Source organism: Faecalicatena contorta, assembly GCF_003149105.1.
Taxonomy (GTDB): Bacteria; Bacillota; Clostridia; order Lachnospirales; family Lachnospiraceae; genus Muricomes; species Muricomes contortus_C.
On the sequence record NZ_QGDS01000007.1, the window covers coordinates 108,126 to 130,403 of the forward strand.

Below are 22,278 nucleotides of genomic sequence, written 5' to 3' on the forward strand. Positions count from 1 at the left end.
ATTGTTTTCCTTTTTGTTTCCTATTATAGTATAACATAAGTTTAAAGTTATGACTATGTAAAGAATAAAGTAAATGCAACGGAAAAACTTTCTGGTACGGATGAAATTTACAAAATTTCTCGCGAGTTATAGAGAATATCTATGAAAGATATCTGGAATAATATCTTTTAGACGTGCTTTTTGAGAGTGGTCAGCGCTGCAAAATAAATAAAAATTGACAAAAAACCTACAAATAGACCGGGTTCTAGTACAAAGTTCAGTTTATGTTAATTATTATGTTTAAAAACACTTGAAAAATCAATGATTATTTGTTAAGATATAAATCGTGGAACAGGTAAGGAAAACTGTTAAATTGCATGTGTAATTTGGAAAATTTTATGACAGTTAACAAAACAAGAGGTACCATAGTATTAACATGGGGGTAGAAGGGTAACTGGTGTGCCTCCTGGTCTTCAAAACCAGTGTTGGGCGTTCGTAGCGTCCTGGGTGGGTTCGATTCCCACATGCCTCCGCCAAAAAAGCGTTTGTGAAATATTTCTCAACAGGATGTTATAGAAATTATCAATAAATAAAACCTAAAAGGAGAAAAAGAGTCATGGGAAATTTACAGTTTTTACTGAGACAACATGTGGGCGCGCCCTGTCAGCCAGTTGTCAAGGTCGGTGACAAAGTAGAAAAGGGTACACTGATCGCGGTTCCGGCCGGACTGGGTGCAAACATCTTTTCCAGTGTGTATGGAACAGTGCAGGATGTCTTGGAAGACCGGATTGTTGTTCAGCCAGATGAGGTACAAAAAGAAGAATTTGTACCAATTAAGGAAGGAAGTCATCTGGACATGGTAAAAGAAGCCGGCATTGTCGGCATGGGTGGCGCGGGCTTCCCGACAGGTGTAAAGCTGGGCACTGATTTAAATGGGGGATATATTCTGATCAATGCCGCTGAGTGTGAGCCTGGACTGTATCATAATGTCCGTCAAATTGAAGATAATATGGAGATGACTCTTAAAGGTGTAAAATACTGTATGGAAATCTCCAATGCAGCAAAAGCAATTTTTGCAATCAAAGCAAAAAATAAAAAAGCGGTAGAGACAATTCGCGAAGTAATCCGCAATGAAGAAAATATCTTTATACATTTGCTTCCTGATATTTACCCGATGGGTGAGGAACGTGCCGTAGTTAGAGAAGCTTTGGGGAAACTTCTCGATCCGACACAGCTCCCGTCAGCAGCAGATGCTATCGTCGTAAATGTGGAGACCGTACTGCGCGTGGCTGAAGCTATTGAACTGAAAAAACCATCTTTCAGTAAGAACCTGACAGTGATTGGCAAGCTTAATGGCGGCAATGAGCCTCATATTTATATGGACGTTCCTGTAGGAACCAGCGTGGAAGATTTGATTGAGCGCTCCGGCGGAATTGATGGTGTATACGGTGAGATTATCATGGGTGGTCCATTTACCGGAAAATCAACAACACTGGATACTCCGATTACAAAGACAACAGGAGGCATTATCGTAACGATAGATTTACCGGACCTGCATGGTGCGCCTGTTGGATTGCTGATTTGCGCGTGCGGCGGCAGCGAAGAACGTATGCGGGAAATTTGCGAAAAGATGAATGGAAAAGTAGTATCTGTTGCAAGATGTAAACAGGCGGCAGAGATGAAGAATGGAACATTGAAATGTGAAGATCCGGGAAATTGTCCGGGACAGGCACAGAAGTGCTTACAGTTCAAAAAAGATAATGCAGAGTATATCATCATCGGAAACTGCTCAGACTGTTCTAATACAGTTATGGGTTCTGCGCCGAAGATGAAGTTGAAGGTATTCCACCAGACAGATCATGTGATGAGAACAATCAATCATCCGGTATACCGAAGATTAACCGTTTCTAAGCAGGAACCGCAGCTGCCGGGCGGCAAGTAAAGCTGGCGGTCCTGATGGAAAATAAATAACCTAAAGTTACTATATGATTTGGCCAGGGAGCCATTTCATATAAGATTAAAGGAGGAAAGAAAGTATGTCAATTACAGCTGAAACAGCAAAAGAACATGCAAAAGACCCTGCAGTACTTTGTTGTAGAGCCGAAGAAGGCACTATAATTGAAGTATCGAATCTGGAAGACCCAGCGATTTTTGATGACCTGGTAGATTCAGGACTTTTGAATCTGGATGGTGCATTAACAATCGGACAGGTGTTAGGCGCGAAGCTTACAAAGACCTGCGATTCGCTGAGTCCTTTGACAGCGGATGTCATGGAAGGGATACAGGCAGCAGAAGAGTCTGCACCAGTGGAGGCAGCAGAAGCGGCAGATGAATCCGTAACAGAGGCAGCCGTAGTACAGACAGCTCCTGTAGCACAGACTACAGCAGGCGGAGTGCTGAAGATTCATATTGGGGAAGGAAAAGACATTGACATTGAACTTCCGCTAGGTGGTATGGGCGGAGGCAGTGCAGTGGTTCCGGCTGTAGCAGCACCGGTAGCTGCAGTTGCAGAGACAGCAGTTGCTGAAGTTGAAGCAGAAGCAAAGGTTGTTAGAACCCTTACAAGAAAGCACTATAAAATCACAGAAGTAAAACGTGGTCCTGAGACAAAGATTGAAGGTACTACATTGTACATCCGTGAAGGTATTGAAAAAGAGTGTGTGGATTCACAGAAGCTTGTGTGTGACTTGAAAGTTGAAATCATCACTCCGGCAGATTACCATACTTATTCTGAGACAATTATGGACGTACAGCCTATTGCTTGCAAAGAAGGCGAGTCTGAAATTGGAAGCGGTACAACAAGAGTTCTGGATGGCGTTATCATAATGGTTACAGGAACAGATTCCAACGGAGTTCAGATTGGGGAATTCGGTTCTTCTGAGGGATACCTGGATGAGAATATTATGTGGGGACGTCCCGGAGCACCTGAAAAGGGTGAAATCTTTATTAAGACTCAGGTAACAATCGCAGAAGGTACTAACATGGAAAGACCAGGTCCTCTTGCGGCTCATGCGGCAACAGACCATATCACACAGGAAATCAGAGAAGCGTTAAAAGAAGCAGAGGATTCTCTTGTGGTAGATACAGAAGTATTTGAGCAGGTTAGAAGACCAGGTAAGAAGAAAGTGGTTATTGTGAAAGAAATCATGGGACAGGGAGCTATGCATGACAACCTTGTTCTTCCAGTAGAGCCAGTTGGTGTACTTGGAGCAAAACCGAACGTTGACCTTGGAAACGTACCTGTCAGCGTATCTCCATTGGAGGTATTGGACGGCTGTATTCATGCTCTGACTTGTATCGGACCTGCATCTAAGGAGATGTCCAGACATTACTGGAGAGAGCCATTGGTTCTGGAAGCACTTCATGATACAGAGCTGGATTTGTGCGGTGTTATCTTTGTGGGAAGCCCACAGATTAACTCAGAGAAATTCTATGTGTCCAAACGTGTTGGTATGATGGTAGAAATGTTGGATGTAGACGGCGCATTTGTTACAACAGAAGGCTTCGGAAACAACCACATTGACTTTGCAAGTCACCACGAGCAAATCGGAATGCGCGGAATTCCTGTTGTTGGTTTGTCTTTCTGTGCAGTTCAGGGAGCATTGGTTGTTGGAAATAAATACATGACCAGCATGGTTGATAACAACAAGTCCGAGTCTGGTATTGAGAACGAAGTGCTTGCATGCAACACTCTTTGCCATGAGGATGCTATCAGAGCTATCGCTATGCTGAAAGATGTAATGTTAGGGGAAGAAGTGAAAGCAGCTGAGAAGAAATGGAATCCGAACGTGAAGTCAACCAACGTGGAACTCATTTCCAATGTAACTGGTAAGGCAATTGAGCTGGTTCAGAACGAACAGTCACTGCCAATGAGTCAGAAGAGAAAAGAGAAATACGACTAGTATGAGTGAATTGAAGTTTGGTGATAGGATTATACGTATGGAAGGGGTAATCGTAGAGGTTCAGGACGGTGGTGTCGGTATTGACTTGAAAGGCAGACTTGGATATTTGAAAATACCGATGCGCATGCTGATTACAGATTATCCGCTGGCGGTAGGGCAAGAAGTTGCATGGAACATGAGTTTCGTAGAGCAGCTGGGACCTGAAGTCAATGAAAAGTACGTAAGTAATCTGGACACTTATAACAGACGGCAGGAAGAAATGCGTCAATCGAACGCGAAAAACAAGGAGGTAACAGAATGAGTTTGGTAGCCACAAAAGGTTTACAATCAGAAATTTTTGTTCCGATTACTCCTCCAGCAGTATGGACACCTGTAACGAAAGAAATTAAGGATATGTCCATTGCTCTTGCTACTGCGGCAGGCGTACATGGGAAAAGTCAGGAAAGATTTAATCTGGCTGGTGACTTTACCTGGAGAAAAATTGAAAATACAATGCCATCAAGTGAATTGATGGTATCCCACGGTGGATATGATAATGGTGACGTTAATAAAGACGTTAACTGTATGTTCCCTATTGACAGAATCCATGAATTGGCAAAAGAAGGCTTTATCAGAGAGTGCGCGCCAGTGCACGCAGGATTCATGGGAGGCGGCGGAAACCAGGAGAAATTCAAAAACGAAACAGGACCTGAGATTGCACAGATGTTTAAAGACGAAGGTGTAGACGCAGTTATCCTGACCGCTGGCTGAGGCACCTGCCACCGCTCTGCAGTATTGGTGCAGAGAGCGATTGAAGAAGCTGGAATACCTACAATTATTATTGCAGCTCTTCCACCAGTTGTTCGTCAGACTGGTACACCACGTGCCGTAGCTCCATTGGTTCCAATGGGTGCTAATGCAGGCGCCCCACATGATGTGGAAATGCAGACTGCTATTGTAAAGGCAGCACTTGAACAACTCGTTAAGATTGAGACACCGGGCAAGATAGTTCCATTGCCGTACGAGTATATAGCGAAAGTGTAGCAGTACTAAAGCGTGTTTAAAAGCGCGCTTCATATAAAGAGGGACAATTCCGCTTGGAATGTCCCTTTTTAAAGTAAAATGTGTTAAGTACTTATAATATGGCCTCATTAAGTGCTTACAGCGGGAGGTGTTTGTATTGGGAGAGAAGGAGAAGCAGCTTCGCCGTCTTGTAATCAAAGCTTTTCATATAAATAATGTGCAGGAGGGGGAAGAGAATAACATTACCCTGGATGGTGTTCTTTCCGTTGACAAAAGTTTGATCGAAGGATTGATGAAAGATGAACCATTGATTGAAAGCATAGACATAAAAATTATTGAGCCGGGGAAACATGATTTTTGGACAAATACAATTATGGATATCATACCGGTATCAACAAAAGTACTGGGAAAACTGGGCGAAGGAATTACCCATACCCTGACCGGAGTATATGTAATGTTAACAGGTGTGGATACGGTGGGAAAACAGACCCACGAGTTTGGTTCATCTGAAGGTATACTGAAAGAGCAATTGTATTTGAACAGAGCCGGAACTCCATCTGATGAAGATTATATTATTTCTTTTGATGTCACGCTGAAGGCTGGAATGGGACAGGAACGTCCTGGTCCTATGGCTGCTCACCGGGCATGTGACAGGTTTATTCAGACATACCGGAATAAGCTGAAAAAAATGAAGGGGGATTTGTGCACGGAAAGACATGAGTATTATGATGTTGTACGCCCTGGAAAAAAGAAGGTTTTAATTATAAAGCAGGTAGCCGGACAAGGAGCTATGTATGACACGTGGCTGTTTCCGCAGGAGTCATCAGGAGTAGAAGGCGGACGCTCTATCATTGACATGGGGAATATGCCGGTTCTCCTGACACCGAATGAATACCGGGATGGTATCATACGTTCCATGCAGTAGTCATCAGTAAAGATTGAAAAGGAGAGTGTGGATATGGGAATAGGACCATCTACAAAGGAAACAACACTTCATCACTTCCGGGATCCGCTGCTGAACGTGGTTTCGTCAGATGAAGAATTAGATCTGCTTGGAGTGCTCGTGGTGGGAACCCCCGATGATAATGCCGATAAAATTCTCGTAGGAACACGGGCTGCGGTCATGGCTGAATGTATGCGTGCTGATGGAGTTATTATCTCCTCAGACGGATGGGGAAACAGTGATGTGGATTACGCGAATACGTGTGAGCAGCTTGGTACCCGCAATATTCCAGTAACAGGCCTAAAGTTTAGCGGACAAAACGGAGGCTTTGTTGTGGAAAACAAATACCTGTCCGGAATCAGGGATATCAATAAAAATGCAGAGGGACTTGAGTCGTGTGTTGTTGGGGAAAATAATGCTGTAGAGCTGGACGCACGTGCGGTCACAGCGCTGCTGAAATTAAAAATGAGACAAGAAGGGGCATAGATTCATGCCGTCTTTATAGACTGGAGTGCATGCAAAAAGCACGACCTCGGCCGTGCTCTTCGCTTTTGGTATGTCATTGAGAGGTTTTTCCTCGTTGCATTGCAGTTTGTATTTATATACAAATCTGGGGAATGTCCTACAATGAGGATGTATATATTAATTGGAGTTTATCATCGCAAGAAAGTTCTTGGGGGAAACAATCGGCGAAGACATAAACTGCAATAGCAACCATCATAAGATTAATTCATCTCAATAAAAGAGAATAATCTTACCTCACTATATCACTTTACTACGGTGATGTCAAGTGAAGAGGAATAAAATCCAGGGTTTTACCTTAGAATATTAGAAACTTTATTCATATTTATGTATTTTTATGCATAGGTTTTAACTGTAATTATATATGGTACAGGGGGGTTCTAAAGGTGAAAGATAAAACCGTCTCGGGTATTTCCTTAGCTATATTGGGGGCTTTGATCTTCATTGTCCCGAAATTCCTTATTAGCGGACATTGTCTAAACATGCAAATGAAATGCTTTTGGACAGCTAAAACGGAGTTTTACATAGGAATCTTCATCGTTATTCTGGCTTTTTTATTTCTTTATTTTGAATCAAAAGAGATGAAATCAGCAATCAGTCTTTCGCTTACGCTATTTGGTTTCTTTTCGGTAATAGCAACTGCTTTCATGGGTTTTTGCAATGGCAGCTGCAGCGCAATATGTTCCTGCAGCCCTGTATCTTCTGTCATAATGATTAGTTTGAGTATGCTTGTAACATTAATATCTTTTCTAAACTTTATATCACTCAATAAGAAGTCTTGAAAATTTATTTGGTTGGATTATAATAAAAAGTGATGGGTTCCTATAAATCCATCGCTTTTTTATGTAATAGGAAAGTTCTTTTCCTATTACATAAAAACCCTCCGGGGATTGCACTGGGTTGGCAAATAAGGTGTTGCCATCGCAACTCAACCCATGCGGAGAATCTTTCGGGCAAGATTCTTTCTTATGGATTGTATTGAAAAAAATGCAATTATTCTAAAAAAGTACTTGAAATAAGTGGATGAATCCGCTATAATAATGAAGCTGTGGCATGATAGCTGTGAAGCGTGAGGTTGCTGCTAAGTGTAGGAAAAACACAATAGCAGGTTTTCCGCGGAGCGAATGTCAAGTTAGGAAACTGGCGACAAGTCACTGTACGAATCACAACTGATTACTATTTACTGAAAGGTAAAAGTATGAAACAACGTGTGAGTTTCTCACGACACACACGGGAGAGTGTACAGTCACCGCTTGTCGTACTGAACGAATAGTACGAAAAGGAGGCGACTTTTTTTATGGCAAGTCAAGTAATGAGAATCACATTGAAGGCATATGATCACCAGCTGGTTGATGCATCTGCAAAGAAAATTATCGAAACTGTAAAAAAGAACGGATCACAAGTGAGTGGACCGGTGCCACTTCCAACTAAGAAGGAAGTTGTAACAATTCTGAGGGCGGTACACAAGTACAAAGACTCCAGAGAGCAGTTCGAACAGAGAACTCATAAGAGACTCATCGATATCATTACACCAACACAGAAGACTGTGGACGCATTATCCAGACTGGAAATGCCGGCAGGTGTTTACATTGATATCAAAATGAAAAATAAGTAAGCAGTATTCCTAAAGTTTAGGATGAGCGCATAAGCGCTCCGCTGTAAATCACAGGAGGTAATTATAATGAAGAAAGCTATTTTAGCTACCAAAGTCGGAATGACTCAAATCTTCAACGAAGATGGAGTGTTGACTCCGGTAACTGTATTACAGGCTGGCCCTTGTGTAGTAACACAGGTTAAAACAGCTGATAATGACGGTTACAGTGCAGTTCAGGTTGGCTTTGTTGAGAAGAAAGAAAAGATTGTCACAAAAGACAAGAGCGGCAAGAAAGAAATTGCACACAGAAATGGTGTTACAAGAGCCGAAAAGGGACATTTTGATAAAGCAGGTGTTTCTGGTAAGAGATTCGTAAAAGAATTCAGATTTGAAAATGCTGAAGAATATACATTGGCTCAGGAAATCAAAGCTGACATTTTTGCAGCAGGAGACAAGATTGATGCTACTGCAGTTTCAAAAGGTAAAGGTTTCCAGGGAGCAATCAAGCGCCACAATCAGAGCAGAGGACCTATGACTCATGGTTCTAAGTTCCATCGCCACGCTGGTTCTAACGGTGCGGCATCTGATCCGAGTAAGGTGTTCAAGGGCAAGAAGATGCCAGGTCAGATGGGTAACAAGAAAATTACAGTTCAGAATCTTGAAATTGTCAGAGTTGATGCTGAGAACAATCTGCTTTTGGTAAAAGGCTCAGTTCCGGGACCTAGGAAATGCCTTGTGACAATTAAAGAAACTGTAAAGGCTAACTAGTCTGACTGATGTAGAAAGGAGGAACACACAGATGGCAAATGTATCTGTTTATAATATCGAAGGTAAAGAAGTTGGTACAATCGATTTGAACGATGCTGTATTTGGTGTTGAGGTAAACGAACATCTTGTACACATGGCAGTTGTAAACCAGCTTGCAAATAATCGTCAGGGAACACAGAAAGCGAAGACTCGCGCAGAAGTTTCCGGAGGCGGAAGAAAACCATGGAGACAAAAAGGAACAGGTCATGCAAGACAGGGTTCAACAAGATCTCCACAGTGGACAGGCGGAGGAGTTGTATTTGCTCCGGTACCGAGAGACTACTCATTCAAAATGAATAAGAAAGAGAAGAGAGCAGCACTGAAATCAGCACTTTCTTCCAGAGTAGAAGGTAAGAAATTTATCGTAATTGATGAGATGAACTTTGATGAAATCAAAACAAAAAGATTCCAGGAGGTTTTGAACAACCTGAATGTGAATAAAGCATTGGTTGTTTTGGAGGACGGCAACAAAAACGTTGAGATCTCCGCGAAAAACATTCCGGATGTGAAGACAGCTCATACAAATACAATTAATGTATATGACATCTTAAAATACAACACAGTAATCGCTACGAAAGCTGCTGTTGCAAGTATCGAGGAGGTGTACGCATAATGGCTAATATTCAATATTATGATGTAATCCTTAAACCAGTAGTTACTGAGAAAACAATGGGACTTATGGCTGATAAGAAATATACTTTCTTAGTTCACACACAGGCTACGAAGTCACAGGTCAAAGAAGCTGTTGAAAAAATGTTCGCAGGAACAAAAGTGAAAAGTGTAAATACCATGAATCTTGAAGGAAAGACAAAGAGACGCGGTATGACTTATGGAAAAACAGCTAAGACAAAGAAAGCAATCGTTCAGCTGACAGAAGACAGCGCTGAGATTGAAATCTTCCAGGGACTGTAGACCGGAAGCAACTTAGTGAGGTTGGAAGTACTTAACGAGGTTTTTTCGAGTTTAGTACGAGGCCGTTCCTTGAATTTAGCGAGGTATTGTCGAGCTTAATGAAAGGAACTTCCTTAAGTAACAATATATACGGTGCAATTCCGTGATAACAAATAACAGGCGAAACGAAAGGAGAGAACGTAATGGGAATCAAAACATATAACCCATATACACCTTCCAGAAGACAGATGACTGGTTCTGATTTCTCTGAAATTACAAAGACAACTCCAGAGAAATCTCTGCTGGATTCCAAGAGCAGAAAAGCTGGTCGCAATAATCAGGGTAAAATCACAGTTAGACACCGCGGAGGCGGAGCTAAGAAAAAATATAGAATTATAGATTTCAAGAGAAAGAAAGATGGCGTTCCGGCAACTGTAATCGGAATCGAGTATGATCCGAACAGAACAGCGAATATCGCACTGATCTGCTATGCAGACGGCGAGAAAGCTTATATCCTTGCTCCGGAAGGTCTGAAAGACGGCATGAAGGTTATGAATGGTCCGGAAGCAGAAGTAAGAGTAGGAAACTGCCTGCCGCTTTCTGGAATTCCAGTTGGTACTCAGATTCATAACATTGAGATGTATCCTGGAAAAGGCGGACAGCTCGTTCGTTCAGCAGGAAACAGTGCACAGTTGATGGCTAAAGAAGGAAAGTATGCAACACTCAGACTTCCATCTGGTGAGATGAGAATGGTTCCAATCGTTTGCAGAGCATCCATCGGTGTCGTAGGCAACGGAGACCACAGCCTGATTAACATTGGTAAAGCAGGCCGTAAGCGTCACATGGGCTTCAGACCTACAGTACGTGGTTCCGTTATGAACCCGAACGACCATCCACATGGTGGTGGTGAAGGTAAGACTGGTATCGGACGTCCAGGCCCATCTACACCTTGGGGCAAACCGGCACTTGGTCTTAAGACACGTAAGAAAAACAAATCTTCTAACAAGCTGATTGTAAGAAGAAGAGATGGAAAAGCGATTAAATAATTCAGATTACAAGGAGGTTAGAACCTATGGCTCGTTCACTTAAAAAAGGCCCATTCGCAGACGAAAGTTTACTGAAAAAAGTAGATGCTATGAATGCAGCAGGTGATAAATCAGTTATTAAGACATGGTCACGTCGTTCTACAATCTTCCCAACATTCATTGGACACACATTCGCAGTCCATGACGGAAGAAAGCATGTGCCTGTATATGTTACAGAAGATATGGTTGGCCACAAGCTCGGAGAGTTCGTTGCAACCAGAACATATAGAGGACATGGTAAAGACGAGAAGAAGTCAAGAGTAAGATAATCATTAACACAAACTTATTGAACTGTGAAAATTCAATAAGGTATATTTATTGAACTACTATATTCAATAAAGTATTCGAAAGGAGGGTTCACCCATGGCAAAAGGACATAGATCCCAAATTAAGAGAGAAAGAAATGAGCAGAAAGACACAAGACCATCAGCTAAGATTTCTTATGCAAGAGTGTCAGTTCAGAAAGCTTGTTTTGTATTAGATGCCATCAGAGGTAAGGATGTACAGACAGCACTTGGTATTTTAGCTTATAACCCAAGATATGCTTCAAGCGTAATAGAAAAATTATTAAAGTCAGCAATTGCAAATGCTGAGAACAACAATGGTATGAATGTTGAGAACCTTTATATTGAAGAGTGTTATGCAAATAAAGGACCGACAATGAAGAGAATCAAACCAAGGGCACAGGGAAGAGCTTATAGAATCGAAAAGAGAATGAGCCACATCACAATCGTGCTTAATGAAAGATAAGGAGGGCAATAATGGGACAGAAAGTTAATCCTCATGGTTTAAGAGTTGGCGTTATCAAAGACTGGGACTCTAAATGGTATGCAGAAAAAGATTTCGCGGATAACCTGGTGGAAGACCATGAAATCAGAAAATTCCTTAAAAAGAAATTATACAGCGCAGGTGTTTCCAAAATTGAAATTGAGAGAGCATCTGACCGTGTGAAAATTGTTATCTATACAGCAAAACCTGGCGTAGTTATCGGAAAAGGCGGAGCTGAAATTGAGAAAGTGAAAGCTGAATTAACTCGGTTTACAAACAAGAAATTAATTGTAGATATCAAAGAAATCAAGAGACCGGACAAAGATGCTCAGTTAGTAGCTGAAAATATTGCCCAGCAGCTTGAGAACCGTATTTCATTCAGACGTGCTATGAAATCATGCATGTCAAGAACTATGAAATCCGGAGCACTTGGTGTAAAGACATCTGTTTCAGGACGTCTTGGCGGTGCTGATATGGCTCGTACAGAGTTCTACAGTGAAGGAACTATTCCGCTTCAGACACTGAGAGCTGACATTGATTATGGATTCGCAGAAGCTGACACAACTTTCGGAAAAGTCGGTGTAAAGGTATGGATTTACAAAGGTGAAGTTCTTCCGACTAAAGCAGATAAGGAAGGGAGCGATAAATAATGTTAATGCCAAAAAGAGTAAAACGTCGTAAACAATTCCGTGGTACCATGAAAGGTAAAGCTTTAAGAGGTAACACGATTTCATACGGTGAATACGGTATCGTTGCAGCGGAACCATGCTGGATTCGTTCTAACCAGATCGAGGCGGCCCGTATTGCGATGACACGTTACATCAAGCGTGGTGGTAAGGTTTGGATTAAAATTTTCCCAGACAAACCGGTAACAGCAAAACCAGCAGAAACTCGTATGGGTAAAGGAAAAGGAGCATTAGAGTACTGGGTAGCAGTAGTTAAGCCAGGACGTGTAATGTTTGAAATTGCAGGAGTACCTGAAGAAACAGCTAGAGAGGCACTTCGTCTTGCAATGCACAAGTTACCTTGCAAATGCAAAATCGTTTCTCGCGCAGACTTAGAAGGCGGTGATAACAGTGAAAATTAATACATTTGTAGAAGAATTAAGAGGAAAATCTGTAGAAGAATTAAATGAAGAATTAGTAGCTGCTAAGAAGGAACTTTTTAATTTAAGATTCCAGAATGCAACGAATCAATTAGATAACACAAGCAGAATTAAAGAAGTGAGAAAGAATATCGCTCGTATCCAGACAGTGATAACTGAAGCTTCTAAAGCTGAGTAGGAGGTCGTACTGTGGAAGAAAGAAATCTTAGAAAAACCCGTACAGGCAAGGTTGTTAGTGATAAAATGGACAAAACAATCGTTGTTGCAGTTGAAGACCACGTTAAGCACCCACTTTATAAGAAAATCATTAAAAAGACTTATAAATTGAAAGCTCATGATGAGAAGAATGAGTGTAACGTTGGAGATACAGTAAAAGTTATGGAAACAAGACCATTGTCCAAAGACAAAAGATGGAGACTTGTAGAAGTTATGGAAAAAGCGAAATAATCTTACCGCATATTTTAAAGGAGGTTTACCTGCATGATACAACAAGAAAGTAGACTTAAAGTAGCAGACAACACAGGTGCTAAAGAAGTGCTGTGTATCCGTGTACTTGGCGGTTCTACAAGAAGATATGCCAATATCGGAGATGTAATTGTTGCGACTGTTAAAGATGCAACACCAGGCGGCGTTGTAAAAAAGGGTGACGTTGTAAAAGCCGTAGTTGTCCGTACTGTTAAGGGAGCACGTCGTAAAGATGGTTCCTATATCAGATTTGACGAAAATGCTGCTGTTATTATAAAAGACGATATGAACCCACGTGGAACACGTATTTTTGGACCAGTAGCCAGAGAGCTTAGGGATAAACACTTTATGAAGATTGTTTCTTTAGCTCCGGAAGTACTCTAGGGAGGTGCCGAGAATGTCAACTATGAAAATCAAAAAGGGCGATACCGTAAAGGTTATTGCTGGTAAAGATAAAGACAAAGAAGGCAAAGTAATTGCTGTAAATCAAAAGGATGGAAAAGTTCTGGTTGAAGGTGTCAACATGCTGACAAAGCACACAAAACCAAGCGCTGCTAATCAGAATGGCGGTATCATCCATCAGGAAGGATCGATTGATATCTCTAATGTGATGTATGTACACAAAGGAGAAGTTACCAGAATCGGTTTCAAAATGGATGGAGACAAAAAGGTACGTGTTGCTAAGTCAACAGGCGACGTAATTGATTAACCCAAGGAAGGAGGTCCAGAACTTTGAATAGACTGAAAGAACAATATCAAAATGAGATCGTTAGTGCAATGGTCAAAAAATTTGGATATAAGAATATTATGGAAGTGCCAAAGCTTGATAAAGTTGTTATCAATATGGGCGTTGGCGAAGCAAAAGAAAATGCAAAAATATTAGAGTCAGCAGTTGCTGATTTGGAGAAAATTTCAGGACAGAAAGCAGTTCTTACAAAAGCTAAGAACTCAGTTGCAAACTTCAAAATCAGAGAAGGCATGGCAATAGGATGTAAAGTTACTTTAAGAGGCGAAAGAATGTATGAATTTGTTGACCGTCTGGTGAACCTTGCATTGCCTCGTGTACGTGACTTCAGAGGTGTAAATCCGAATGCATTCGACGGAAGAGGCAACTACGCTCTTGGTATTAAAGAGCAGCTGATTTTCCCTGAAATCGAGTATGATAAGGTAGATAAAGTCAGAGGTATGGATGTAATTTTTGTTACAACAGCTAAGACTGACGAAGAAGCTCGTGAATTATTGACACAGTTCAATATGCCATTCACTAAGTAAAGGAGGGAAATTCATGGCTAAGACATCAATGAAAATTAAACAGCAGCGAAAAGCTAAATTCTCTACAAGAGAATATAACCGCTGCAGAATCTGCGGACGTCCACATTCCTATTTGAGAAAATATGGAATCTGCCGTATTTGCTTCCGTGAACTGGCATATAAAGGACAGATCCCTGGTGTAAGAAAAGCAAGCTGGTAGACCGATAGTGATTGGTGAGGTATTTTCGAACCTAGCACGTAGGTCGTTCTTTGAGATTAGCGAGGTTCTTCACGAGCTTAGTGAAAAGAACTTCATTTAAGTTGAACCGCGCAAGAAGAACTTCCAGCATTTAACCCATAAAGAAATAAGGAGGTCAATAATCCATGACTATGAGTGATCCAATCGCAGATATGCTTACAAGAATCCGTAATGCAAATACTGCTAAACATGATACAGTTGATGTTCCTGCATCCAAGATGAAAATCGCGATTGCTGAGATTCTGTTAAACGAAGGTTATATTACAAAATATGACATCGTAGAAGATGGAAACTTTAAGACAATCCACATCGCATTAAAATATGGTGCAGATAAGAGCGAAAAAGTTATTTCCGGTCTGAAGAGAATTTCCAAACCAGGACTTCGTGTATATGCCAACAGCGCAGATATCCCGAAAGTATTAGGCGGACTTGGAACAGCGATTATTTCTACAAATAAAGGCGTTATCACAGATAAAGATGCAAAGAAACTCGGCGTAGGCGGAGAAGTACTCTGCTTCGTGTGGTAGACCGAAAGCAACTTAGTGAATCCAAGCGAAAGTGCCGGATGAACTTAGTGCGAGGTCGTTCTTTGAGATTAGCGAGGTATTACACGAGCTTAGCGAAAAGAACTTCATTGTGAAATATAAAGAAGAGGAAACACCACAGCAACTGAAAACAGAGGAGCCCTTTAGCTGCTTCTCCGAGAATTTAAGTTATAGGAGGTACGGTATGTCACGTATAGGAAGACTGCCAATCGCAATTCCAGCAGGCGTAACTGTTGATATTGCAGAAAATAACGTAGTGACTGTAAAAGGTCCTAAAGGAACTCTTGTAAAAGAGCTTCCTACAGAAATGGAAATCAAAAAAGAAGGCGAAGAAATCATCGTCACAAGACCGAGTGATTTGAAGAAAATGAAGTCTTTACATGGTCTGACAAGAACATTAGTCAACAACATGGTTGTTGGTGTAACAGACGGATACAAGAAGGTTCTGGAAGTCAACGGTGTTGGTTACAGAGCAGCAAAAGCCGGAAACAAGCTGACATTAAGCCTGGGATATTCTCATCCGGTTGAAATGACTGATCCGGAAGGCGTTGAGACAACTCTGGAAGGTCAGAACAAAATCACTGTATCAGGTATCGATAAAGAAAAAGTAGGCCAATACGCAGCGGAAATCAGAGACAAGAGAAGACCGGAGCCATACAAGGGCAAAGGTATTAAGTATTCTGATGAAGTTATTAGACGTAAAGTTGGTAAGACTGGTAAGAAATAAATAAGGAGGGTGTGAAAATGGTTAGTAAGAAATCAAGAAGCGAAGTTCGTAGAAAAAAACACATGAAATTACGTAACCGTTTCAGCGGTACTGCTGAGAGACCACGTTTAGCTGTGTTTAGAAGTAATACTCACATGTATGCACAGATCGTTGACGATACGGTTGGAAACACTCTGGTTGCAGCTTCCACTCTTCAGAAAGATGTGAAAGCAGAATTAGAAAAAACCAACAACGTTGAAGCAGCTGCATATTTAGGTAAAGTAATTGCTGAGAAGGCAAAAGAAAAAGGTATTACAGATGTTGTCTTTGACAGAGGCGGCCTTATATATCAGGGAAAAGTAAAAGCATTAGCAGACGCAGCCAGAGAAGCTGGACTGAATTTCTAGGAAGGGAGAACACATATGAAACAAGAACGTATTGATGCTAGTCAAATGGAATTAACAGAAAAAGTGGTATCAATCAAACGTGTTACCAAAGTTGTTAAAGGTGGTCGTAACTTCAGGTTCACAGCTTTAGTGGTTGTTGGCGATGGTAAAGGCCATGTTGGTGCAGGTTTAGGAAAGGCTACTGAAATCCCGGAAGCTATCCGCAAAGGGAAAGAAGATGCAGCAAAGAAATTAATCAAAGTTTCAATGGATGATAATGACAGTGTTACACATGACATTATCGGAAAGTTCGGAAGTGCTTCAGTGTTATTAAAGAAAGCTCCGGATGGTACTGGTGTAATTGCCGGAGGCCCGGCGCGTGCGGTAATCGAGATGGCAGGAATCAAGAATATCCGTACAAAATCTTTAGGTTCTAACAATAAGCAGAATGTAGTTCTGGCTACAATTGAAGGCCTGAGAGAAATAAAGACTCCAGAAGATGTTGCAAAACTTCGCGGCAAGTCAGTAGAAGAGATCGTAGGCTAAGAAGATAGAACGAGGTTCTATCGTATAATAAAGATAGAATATGGTTCTATTTTAGTAGGAGGTAAAATAAAATGGCAAATTTAAAAATTACACTGGTAAAGTCTACAATCAGTGCTGTTCCGAAGCATAAAAGAACTGTTGAAGCCTTAGGGCTCAAGAAGCTCAACAAAACGGTAGTATTACCGGATAATGCAGCTACCAGAGGTATGGTACAGCAGGTTAGACACTTAGTGAAAGTTGAAGAAGAAGCGTAAATAAAAGAGATAAGGAGGTAATATCATGGACTTATCAAACTTGAGACCAGCAGACGGTTCTAAGCAGAGTGATAATTTCAGAAGAGGCCGTGGACACGGTTCTGGAAATGGTAAGACAGCCGGTAAGGGACATAAAGGCCAGAAGGCCCGTTCAGGAGCTACAAGACCAGGCTTTGAAGGCGGTCAGATGCCTTTATACAGAAGAATACCAAAGAGAGGTTTCACATGCAGAAATTCTAAAGAAATCATTGGTATCAATCTGAGTGCTTTAGAAGTATTTGAAGATGGCGCAACAGTTACAGTTGAGACTTTAATTGAAAGCGGTATCGTTAAAAATCCAAAAGATGGTGTTAAAATTCTTGGAAATGGAGAGTTAACTAAGAAGCTTACTGTTCAGGTAAATGCATTTAGTGCAAAAGCATCTGAAAAAATAGAAGCCCTTGGTGGAAAAGCAGAGGTGATCTAATGCTAGAAACAGTGCGAAGAGCATTTCAGATAGAAGATATCCGTAAAAGACTTTTCTATACTTTTTTAATGCTGGTCGTTGTTAGACTTGGTTCCGAGCTTCCTACACCGGGAGTGGACCCAACCTACATCCAGAATTTTTTCGCGAATCAGACCGGTGATGCATTCAATTTTTTTGATGCATTCACCGGCGGTTCCTTTACTCAGATGTCTGTGTTTGCACTGAGCATTACACCATACATCACATCGTCCATCATCATGCAGCTTCTGACGATTGCAATTCCAAAATTGGAGGAGATGCAGAAAGAAGGAGAAGATGGAAGAAAGAAGATCGCAGCAATTACCCGTTATGTCACAGTAGTTCTGGCATTGGTTGAATCCATTGCTATGGCGGTAGGATTTGGACGCCAGGGACTTCTTGTTGAGTATAACTTTGTAAATGCTGCCATTGTAGTGTGTACACTTACAGCAGGTTCTGCATTCCTGATGTGGATTGGTGAGCGTATTACAGAAAAAGGTGTGGGGAACGGAATTTCCGTTGTCCTGCTGATTAATATTATTTCCCGTGTACCATCGGACTTCGTTACCCTTTATGAACAGTTTGTGAAAGGCAAACCTATTGCCACCGGTGCTTTGGCAGCAATCATAATCCTTGCTGTATTATTGCTGGTTGTCGTGTTTGTTGTCGTTCTTCAGGGCGGACAAAGAAAAATTGCTGTTCAGTATTCACAGAAGGTACAGGGAAGGAAAACATATGGCGGACAGTCCACACACATTCCCTTAAAGGTCAATACAGCAGGTGTTATTCCAATTATTTTTGCATCTTCTCTGATGCAGTTTCCTGTTGTTATTGCATCGTTTCTTGGAAAAGGTCAGGGTACTGGAATCGGAAGTGAGATTCTAAAAGCAATGACTTCCAGCAACTGGTTTGATCCTAAGAACTTAATTTATTCGTTAGGTCTGATTGTATATATTGCACTTAGCATATTTTTTGCTTATTTCTATACATCTATAACATTCAACCCCATGGAAATAGCGAACAATATGAAGAAAAGCGGAGGATTTATCCCCGGAATACGTCCGGGCAAACCGACTGTTGAGTATCTGCAGAAGATATTAAACTATATCATCTTTATCGGTGCCTGCGGACTTGTTATTGTTCAGGTAATCCCGTTTTTCTTCAACGGTGTGTTCAATGCAAATGTATCCTTTGGCGGTACATCTCTGATTATTATTGTAGGTGTTGTATTAGATACAATCAAACAGGTTGAATCACAGATGCTTGTGAGGAACTATACAGGCTTTTTGAATAATAAAGGAAGTGCTATGAAGAATAGTTTCCTTGGGTATTAATTGAAATCATTTAGCTCGCTTAAGTTTTGTCTCTCAGGGGCAGAACCGGCGGGTTAATGTGTTATATGGATGTATCACCGTATCAGACGGTGCTGCGGTGACTGAGATGGAGGAACATAGATATGAAGATTATTATGTTAGGTGCCCCCGGGGCTGGTAAAGGAACACAGGCTAAAAAAATTGCAGCAAGATATGAAGTTCCCCATATTTCAACCGGAGATATATTTAGAGCAAATATTAAAAATGGAACAGAACTTGGACAGAAAGCAAAAACATACATGGACCAGGGGCTCTTAGTACCAGATGAGCTGGTTGTCGATTTAGTTGTAGACAGAGTGAATCAGGAGGATTGTGCTTCAGGGTATGTTTTAGATGGTTTCCCGAGGACAATTCCCCAGGCAGAGGCTTTGGATAAGGCTTTGGCCGAACTTGGACAGAAAATAGATTATGCAATTAATGTAGAAGTGCCCGATGAGAACATTATAAGACGTATGTCAGGAAGACGCGCATGCGTTGACTGCGGTGCTACTTATCACATGGAATATGCACCTACGAAAGTAGAGGGTACTTGTGACAATTGTGGAGGCAGCCTGATTTTAAGGGATGATGACAAACCTGAGACAGTAGAGAAACGCCTTGGAGTTTACCACGAACAGACACAGCCGCTGATTAAATACTATACATCTGCAGGGGTTCTGAGAGAAGTTGACGGAACCATTGACATAGAGGACGTGTTTTCTGAAATCGTAAAAATCCTGGGAGAATAATATGACCTTTGAACCGGGAATGCTTGTCAAATCAAAGGCAGGACGTGATAAAGATTGTATATATGTCATAATTCATGTCAATTCTGAATATATATATCTGGCAGATGGTGTCAATAGAACCATCTGCCATACAAAACGAAAAAACAGAAAACATCTGCAGGTAATCCGAAAGGTACACAGTCCATCTACCTCAGATGATGAAGTAATCAGAAATGTATGTTTATTGAATGGCTAGTGTTCAATAAACTAATAAGCGGATAATATTGTTTGAACATGAGTGAAAATTGTAAAGTGCTAAACGTGCAGGAGGATTAAATATGTCAAAAACTGACGTAATCGAAATTGAAGGAGTCGTAGCTGAAAAACTGCCGAACGCAATGTTCAAGGTAGAGCTGGAAAATGGCCATATTGTACTGGCACATATCAGCGGAAAACTGCGTATGAATTTCATTAAGATTTTACCGGGAGACAAGGTGACATTGGAAATGTCCCCGTATGATCTGAGCAAAGGAAGAATTGTTTGGAGAGATAAGTAAAAAAGTATTGACTTTGATTAAAGATAAGTGTTATACTATGGAATGGCTGTTTTTGGATAGGTGTGCCCAAAAATGGCTTGTAACGTATAGCTGAGCAAAGGATGGAAGGAGGATTTGACATGAAGGTTAGATCATCAGTAAAACCAATTTGTGAAAAATGCAAAATTATTAGAAGAAAAGGAAGTATCAGAGTAATCTGTGAAAATCCGAAACACAAACAAAGACAGGGTTAATTTCTGAAAAGTTAGTGATTCCGGGCGTTGGTGAAAGTGAATTCTGACGTACGGATGTTGCAGAATCTTGAAGATGGTTTGTGAATGAATTAGGCGGCTGACAGCGCGATACACAAGGAAGTGTGTAGGGCTGTTTAATATACAGTAAGGATACACCATACTGCTGAGAACGCAGGTACCGTGAGAGTGGTGGTCTTTTGTATATTGCTTATAATACCCGGCTTTTATTTGCGTAAGCTTATCCATGCCGGGAAAGGGCATGCACAATTGTGTGCCTGGATGTTTGCAGGAAGAAGGAAGCACCTTTCCGGTATCCAAAGAACATCCCAGTTAGGGACAATATGAAAACAGATTCGAAATGGAGGAAAGACACATGGCTCGTATTGCAGGTGTAGACTTACCAAGAGACAAACGTGTAGAAATCGGATTGACTTATATCTACGGAATCGGTAGAACAAGTGCAAGCCGTATTTTAGCAGATGCAGGAATAAATCCTGACATTCGTGTAAGAGATTTGACTAGTGAGGATGTAAAGAAAATCAGCGAGGTGATTGATGAGACTCAGACCGTAGAAGGTGATTTGAGAAGAGAAATCCAGCTGAACATCAAGAGATTGAAAGAAATTGGTTGTTATCGTGGAATCCGTCATAGAAAAGGACTTCCGGTGCGCGGTCAGAAGACAAAGACTAATGCAAGAACATGCAAAGGTCCGAAGAGAACTGTAGCTAATAAGAAAAAATAAGGCATTTGCCGAAAGACATTATCAATAGAATTCGAGAAAGTAGGTTAGTTTAAATGGCTAAGAAAGTTACCAAAAAAGTGACAAAAAAACGTGTCAAGAAAAACGTTGAACGGGGACAAGCACACATCCAGTCATCTTTTAATAATACAATCGTTACATTAACAGATGCACAGGGAAATGCTCTTTCATGGGCAAGTGCAGGCGGTCTGGGATTTAGAGGTTCAAGGAAATCTACTCCATATGCAGCACAGATGGCGGCTGAAACAGCAGCAAAAGCAGCGTTAGTTCATGGTCTGAAAACAGTGGACGTTTTTGTAAAGGGTCCGGGGTCAGGAAGAGAAGCAGCAATCCGTGCGCTTCAGGCATGCGGCATTGATGTAACAAGTATTAAAGACGTGACACCAGTGCCACACAACGGATGCCGTCCTCCGAAGCGCAGAAGAGTCTAGTTCTCGGAGCGTTTTGGATATTCACTATGAGAAGCCGTAAAGCGCGGGTGCAGTGCCTGAGGCATAATATTTTCCGCGGATAATGATAGGAGGAAGCTAAACATGGCAGTAAATAGAGTTCCAGTTCTTAAGAGATGCCGTTCATTAGGTATGGACCCAATCTATTTAGGAATTAATAAAAAATCTAAAAGACAGTTAAAAAGAGCAAATAGAAAAATGAGCGAGTATGGTCTTCAGTTACGTGAGAAGCAAAAAGCGAAATTTATCTATGGCGTATTGGAGAAGCCTTTCAGAAACTACTATGCAAAAGCAAAGCAGATGGATGGTATGACAGGTGCGAACCTGATGATTCTCCTGGAGACAAGATTAGACAATACAATGTTCCGTATGGGATTTGCAAGAACAAGAAAAGAAGCAAGACAGATTGTTGACCACAAGCATGTTTTGGTAAACGGCAAACAGGTAAACATTCCATCTTACCTTGTAAAAGCCGGAGATACAATTGAAATCAAAGAAAAGCACAAAGGAAGCCAGAGATACAAAGATATCCTTGAAGTAACAGGCGGACACATGGTTCCTGACTGGTTGGAAGTAGATGCTGAAAATCTGAAAGGGACGGTGAAGGAACTTCCTTCTAGAGACGCAATTGATGTTCCTGTGGATGAAGTGTTTATCGTCGAGTTATATTCTAAATAGTCCCTGAACTAATTTTCACTCTTTAAC

36 protein-coding genes and 1 tRNA gene are annotated in these 22,278 nt (G+C 41.2%); all 37 read left to right on the forward strand.

The genetic code is table 11. The features are described 5' to 3' along the window. The first annotated feature begins 417 nt into the window (after positions 1-417). The 37 genes from A8805_RS12865 to rpsD all read left to right on the forward strand — a co-directional run bounded on the left by A8805_RS12865 (position 418) and on the right by rpsD (position 22,251). Positions 418-515 (forward strand) — tRNA-Sec (locus A8805_RS12865). 80 nt (positions 516-595) lie between these two features. Next, a complete protein-coding gene (gene prdC, locus A8805_RS12870) occupies positions 596-1,921 on the forward strand; it encodes a proline reductase-associated electron transfer protein PrdC (RefSeq protein WP_109711770.1) in 1,326 nt (441 codons plus the stop codon). Between the two features lie 94 nt (positions 1,922-2,015). Next, positions 2,016-3,881, forward strand: a complete 1,866-nt coding sequence (gene prdA, locus A8805_RS12875) for a D-proline reductase (dithiol) proprotein PrdA (RefSeq protein WP_109711771.1) — start codon at positions 2,016-2,018, stop codon at positions 3,879-3,881. A 10-nt stretch (positions 3,882-3,891) separates the two neighbouring features. After that, positions 3,892-4,182: a CBO2463/CBO2479 domain-containing protein gene (locus A8805_RS12880; RefSeq protein WP_109711974.1), complete on the forward strand. Its 291-nt coding sequence runs from the start codon at positions 3,892-3,894 to the stop codon at positions 4,180-4,182. Next, entirely contained in the window at positions 4,179-4,904 is a 726-nt protein-coding gene (gene prdB / locus A8805_RS12885; RefSeq protein ID WP_109711773.1) for a D-proline reductase (dithiol) protein PrdB, read from the forward strand. The genes A8805_RS12880 and prdB overlap by 4 nt, the downstream gene beginning before the upstream one ends. Before the next feature lie 136 nt (positions 4,905-5,040). Next, entirely contained in the window at positions 5,041-5,808 is a 768-nt protein-coding gene (gene prdD / locus A8805_RS12890; RefSeq protein WP_109711775.1) for a proline reductase cluster protein PrdD, read from the forward strand. Positions 5,809-5,841: 33 nt separating this feature from the next. Continuing rightward, positions 5,842-6,312 (forward strand): glycine/sarcosine/betaine reductase component B subunit, encoded by a 471-nt coding sequence (locus tag A8805_RS12895; RefSeq protein WP_109711777.1) that lies wholly within the window; start codon positions 5,842-5,844, stop codon positions 6,310-6,312. 422 nt (positions 6,313-6,734) lie between these two features. Beyond that, positions 6,735-7,130, forward strand: a complete 396-nt coding sequence (locus tag A8805_RS23130; protein ID WP_181392835.1) for a DUF4418 family protein — start codon at positions 6,735-6,737, stop codon at positions 7,128-7,130. Between the two features lie 515 nt (positions 7,131-7,645). Next, positions 7,646-7,963, forward strand: coding sequence for a 30S ribosomal protein S10 (gene rpsJ / locus A8805_RS12905; protein WP_004607300.1), 318 nt, complete (start codon positions 7,646-7,648; stop codon positions 7,961-7,963). Positions 7,964-8,029: 66 nt separating this feature from the next. Beyond that, entirely contained in the window at positions 8,030-8,710 is a 681-nt protein-coding gene (gene rplC, locus A8805_RS12910) for a 50S ribosomal protein L3 (protein ID WP_109711781.1), read from the forward strand. Between the two features lie 31 nt (positions 8,711-8,741). After that, positions 8,742-9,362: a 50S ribosomal protein L4 gene (gene rplD / locus A8805_RS12915; RefSeq protein ID WP_109711783.1), complete on the forward strand. Its 621-nt coding sequence runs from the start codon at positions 8,742-8,744 to the stop codon at positions 9,360-9,362. Then, positions 9,362-9,661, forward strand: coding sequence for a 50S ribosomal protein L23 (gene rplW, locus A8805_RS12920; RefSeq protein WP_109711785.1), 300 nt, complete (start codon positions 9,362-9,364; stop codon positions 9,659-9,661). Before rplD ends, rplW begins: the two co-directional genes overlap by 1 nt. 182 nt (positions 9,662-9,843) lie before the next feature. Next, complete coding sequence (gene rplB, locus A8805_RS12925; RefSeq protein ID WP_109711787.1) at positions 9,844-10,686, forward strand: 50S ribosomal protein L2; 843 nt, start codon at positions 9,844-9,846, stop codon at positions 10,684-10,686. Between the two features lie 26 nt (positions 10,687-10,712). Next, positions 10,713-10,994 (forward strand): 30S ribosomal protein S19, encoded by a 282-nt coding sequence (gene rpsS, locus A8805_RS12930; protein WP_109711788.1) that lies wholly within the window; start codon positions 10,713-10,715, stop codon positions 10,992-10,994. Positions 10,995-11,088: 94 nt separating this feature from the next. Beyond that, entirely contained in the window at positions 11,089-11,475 is a 387-nt protein-coding gene (gene rplV, locus A8805_RS12935; RefSeq protein ID WP_109711790.1) for a 50S ribosomal protein L22, read from the forward strand. Positions 11,476-11,486: 11 nt separating this feature from the next. After that, positions 11,487-12,143, forward strand: a complete 657-nt coding sequence (gene rpsC, locus A8805_RS12940; protein ID WP_109711792.1) for a 30S ribosomal protein S3 — start codon at positions 11,487-11,489, stop codon at positions 12,141-12,143. Beyond that, complete coding sequence (gene rplP / locus A8805_RS12945; protein WP_109711794.1) at positions 12,143-12,580, forward strand: 50S ribosomal protein L16; 438 nt, start codon at positions 12,143-12,145, stop codon at positions 12,578-12,580. The genes rpsC and rplP overlap by 1 nt, the downstream gene beginning before the upstream one ends. Beyond that, a complete protein-coding gene (gene rpmC / locus A8805_RS12950) occupies positions 12,570-12,776 on the forward strand; it encodes a 50S ribosomal protein L29 (protein WP_109711796.1) in 207 nt (68 codons plus the stop codon). Before rplP ends, rpmC begins: the two co-directional genes overlap by 11 nt. A gap of 11 nt (positions 12,777-12,787) precedes the next feature. Continuing rightward, the gene (gene rpsQ, locus A8805_RS12955; protein ID WP_025654670.1) at positions 12,788-13,045 is read left to right on the forward strand and encodes a 30S ribosomal protein S17; all 258 of its coding nucleotides are present in this window, start codon (positions 12,788-12,790) and stop codon (positions 13,043-13,045) included. A gap of 33 nt (positions 13,046-13,078) precedes the next feature. Continuing rightward, complete coding sequence (gene rplN, locus A8805_RS12960; RefSeq protein ID WP_109711798.1) at positions 13,079-13,447, forward strand: 50S ribosomal protein L14; 369 nt, start codon at positions 13,079-13,081, stop codon at positions 13,445-13,447. Positions 13,448-13,460: 13 nt separating this feature from the next. After that, positions 13,461-13,772 carry a 50S ribosomal protein L24 gene (rplX, locus tag A8805_RS12965; protein ID WP_109711800.1) on the forward strand — a complete coding sequence of 104 codons (312 nt, stop codon included), beginning with the start codon at positions 13,461-13,463 and terminating at the stop codon, positions 13,770-13,772. Between the two features lie 23 nt (positions 13,773-13,795). Beyond that, complete coding sequence (gene rplE, locus A8805_RS12970; RefSeq protein ID WP_109711802.1) at positions 13,796-14,335, forward strand: 50S ribosomal protein L5; 540 nt, start codon at positions 13,796-13,798, stop codon at positions 14,333-14,335. A gap of 13 nt (positions 14,336-14,348) precedes the next feature. Continuing rightward, positions 14,349-14,534, forward strand: a complete 186-nt coding sequence (locus tag A8805_RS12975; protein WP_109711804.1) for a type Z 30S ribosomal protein S14 — start codon at positions 14,349-14,351, stop codon at positions 14,532-14,534. 164 nt (positions 14,535-14,698) lie between these two features. Further along, on the forward strand, positions 14,699-15,100 hold the full coding sequence (rpsH, locus tag A8805_RS12980; RefSeq protein ID WP_109711806.1) for a 30S ribosomal protein S8: 402 nt from the start codon (positions 14,699-14,701) through the stop codon (positions 15,098-15,100). A gap of 202 nt (positions 15,101-15,302) precedes the next feature. Beyond that, positions 15,303-15,845: a 50S ribosomal protein L6 gene (gene rplF / locus A8805_RS12985; RefSeq protein WP_109711808.1), complete on the forward strand. Its 543-nt coding sequence runs from the start codon at positions 15,303-15,305 to the stop codon at positions 15,843-15,845. A gap of 17 nt (positions 15,846-15,862) precedes the next feature. Continuing rightward, entirely contained in the window at positions 15,863-16,231 is a 369-nt protein-coding gene (rplR, locus tag A8805_RS12990) for a 50S ribosomal protein L18 (RefSeq protein WP_109711810.1), read from the forward strand. A 15-nt stretch (positions 16,232-16,246) separates the two neighbouring features. After that, positions 16,247-16,756: a 30S ribosomal protein S5 gene (gene rpsE, locus A8805_RS12995; RefSeq protein WP_109711812.1), complete on the forward strand. Its 510-nt coding sequence runs from the start codon at positions 16,247-16,249 to the stop codon at positions 16,754-16,756. A gap of 71 nt (positions 16,757-16,827) precedes the next feature. Further along, a complete protein-coding gene (gene rpmD / locus A8805_RS13000; RefSeq protein WP_109711814.1) occupies positions 16,828-17,010 on the forward strand; it encodes a 50S ribosomal protein L30 in 183 nt (60 codons plus the stop codon). A 25-nt stretch (positions 17,011-17,035) separates the two neighbouring features. Then, positions 17,036-17,476, forward strand: coding sequence for a 50S ribosomal protein L15 (gene rplO, locus A8805_RS13005; protein WP_109711816.1), 441 nt, complete (start codon positions 17,036-17,038; stop codon positions 17,474-17,476). Next, positions 17,476-18,828, forward strand: coding sequence for a preprotein translocase subunit SecY (gene secY / locus A8805_RS13010; protein ID WP_109711818.1), 1,353 nt, complete (start codon positions 17,476-17,478; stop codon positions 18,826-18,828). The genes rplO and secY overlap by 1 nt, the downstream gene beginning before the upstream one ends. 122 nt (positions 18,829-18,950) lie before the next feature. Then, on the forward strand, positions 18,951-19,595 hold the full coding sequence (locus tag A8805_RS13015; protein WP_109711820.1) for an adenylate kinase: 645 nt from the start codon (positions 18,951-18,953) through the stop codon (positions 19,593-19,595). Position 19,596: 1 nt separating this feature from the next. Further along, positions 19,597-19,830 carry a KOW domain-containing RNA-binding protein gene (locus A8805_RS13020; RefSeq protein WP_109711822.1) on the forward strand — a complete coding sequence of 78 codons (234 nt, stop codon included), beginning with the start codon at positions 19,597-19,599 and terminating at the stop codon, positions 19,828-19,830. An 82-nt stretch (positions 19,831-19,912) separates the two neighbouring features. Next, positions 19,913-20,131 carry a translation initiation factor IF-1 gene (gene infA, locus A8805_RS13025; protein WP_109711824.1) on the forward strand — a complete coding sequence of 73 codons (219 nt, stop codon included), beginning with the start codon at positions 19,913-19,915 and terminating at the stop codon, positions 20,129-20,131. A 119-nt stretch (positions 20,132-20,250) separates the two neighbouring features. Then, the gene (gene rpmJ / locus A8805_RS13030) at positions 20,251-20,364 is read left to right on the forward strand and encodes a 50S ribosomal protein L36 (RefSeq protein ID WP_020436478.1); all 114 of its coding nucleotides are present in this window, start codon (positions 20,251-20,253) and stop codon (positions 20,362-20,364) included. Between the two features lie 373 nt (positions 20,365-20,737). Then, positions 20,738-21,106 carry a 30S ribosomal protein S13 gene (rpsM, locus tag A8805_RS13035; protein ID WP_109711826.1) on the forward strand — a complete coding sequence of 123 codons (369 nt, stop codon included), beginning with the start codon at positions 20,738-20,740 and terminating at the stop codon, positions 21,104-21,106. Between the two features lie 53 nt (positions 21,107-21,159). Further along, the gene (rpsK, locus tag A8805_RS13040; protein WP_009001882.1) at positions 21,160-21,555 is read left to right on the forward strand and encodes a 30S ribosomal protein S11; all 396 of its coding nucleotides are present in this window, start codon (positions 21,160-21,162) and stop codon (positions 21,553-21,555) included. Positions 21,556-21,657: 102 nt separating this feature from the next. Then, positions 21,658-22,251, forward strand: a complete 594-nt coding sequence (gene rpsD, locus A8805_RS13045) for a 30S ribosomal protein S4 (protein ID WP_109711828.1) — start codon at positions 21,658-21,660, stop codon at positions 22,249-22,251. Positions 22,252-22,278 lie beyond the last annotated feature (27 nt).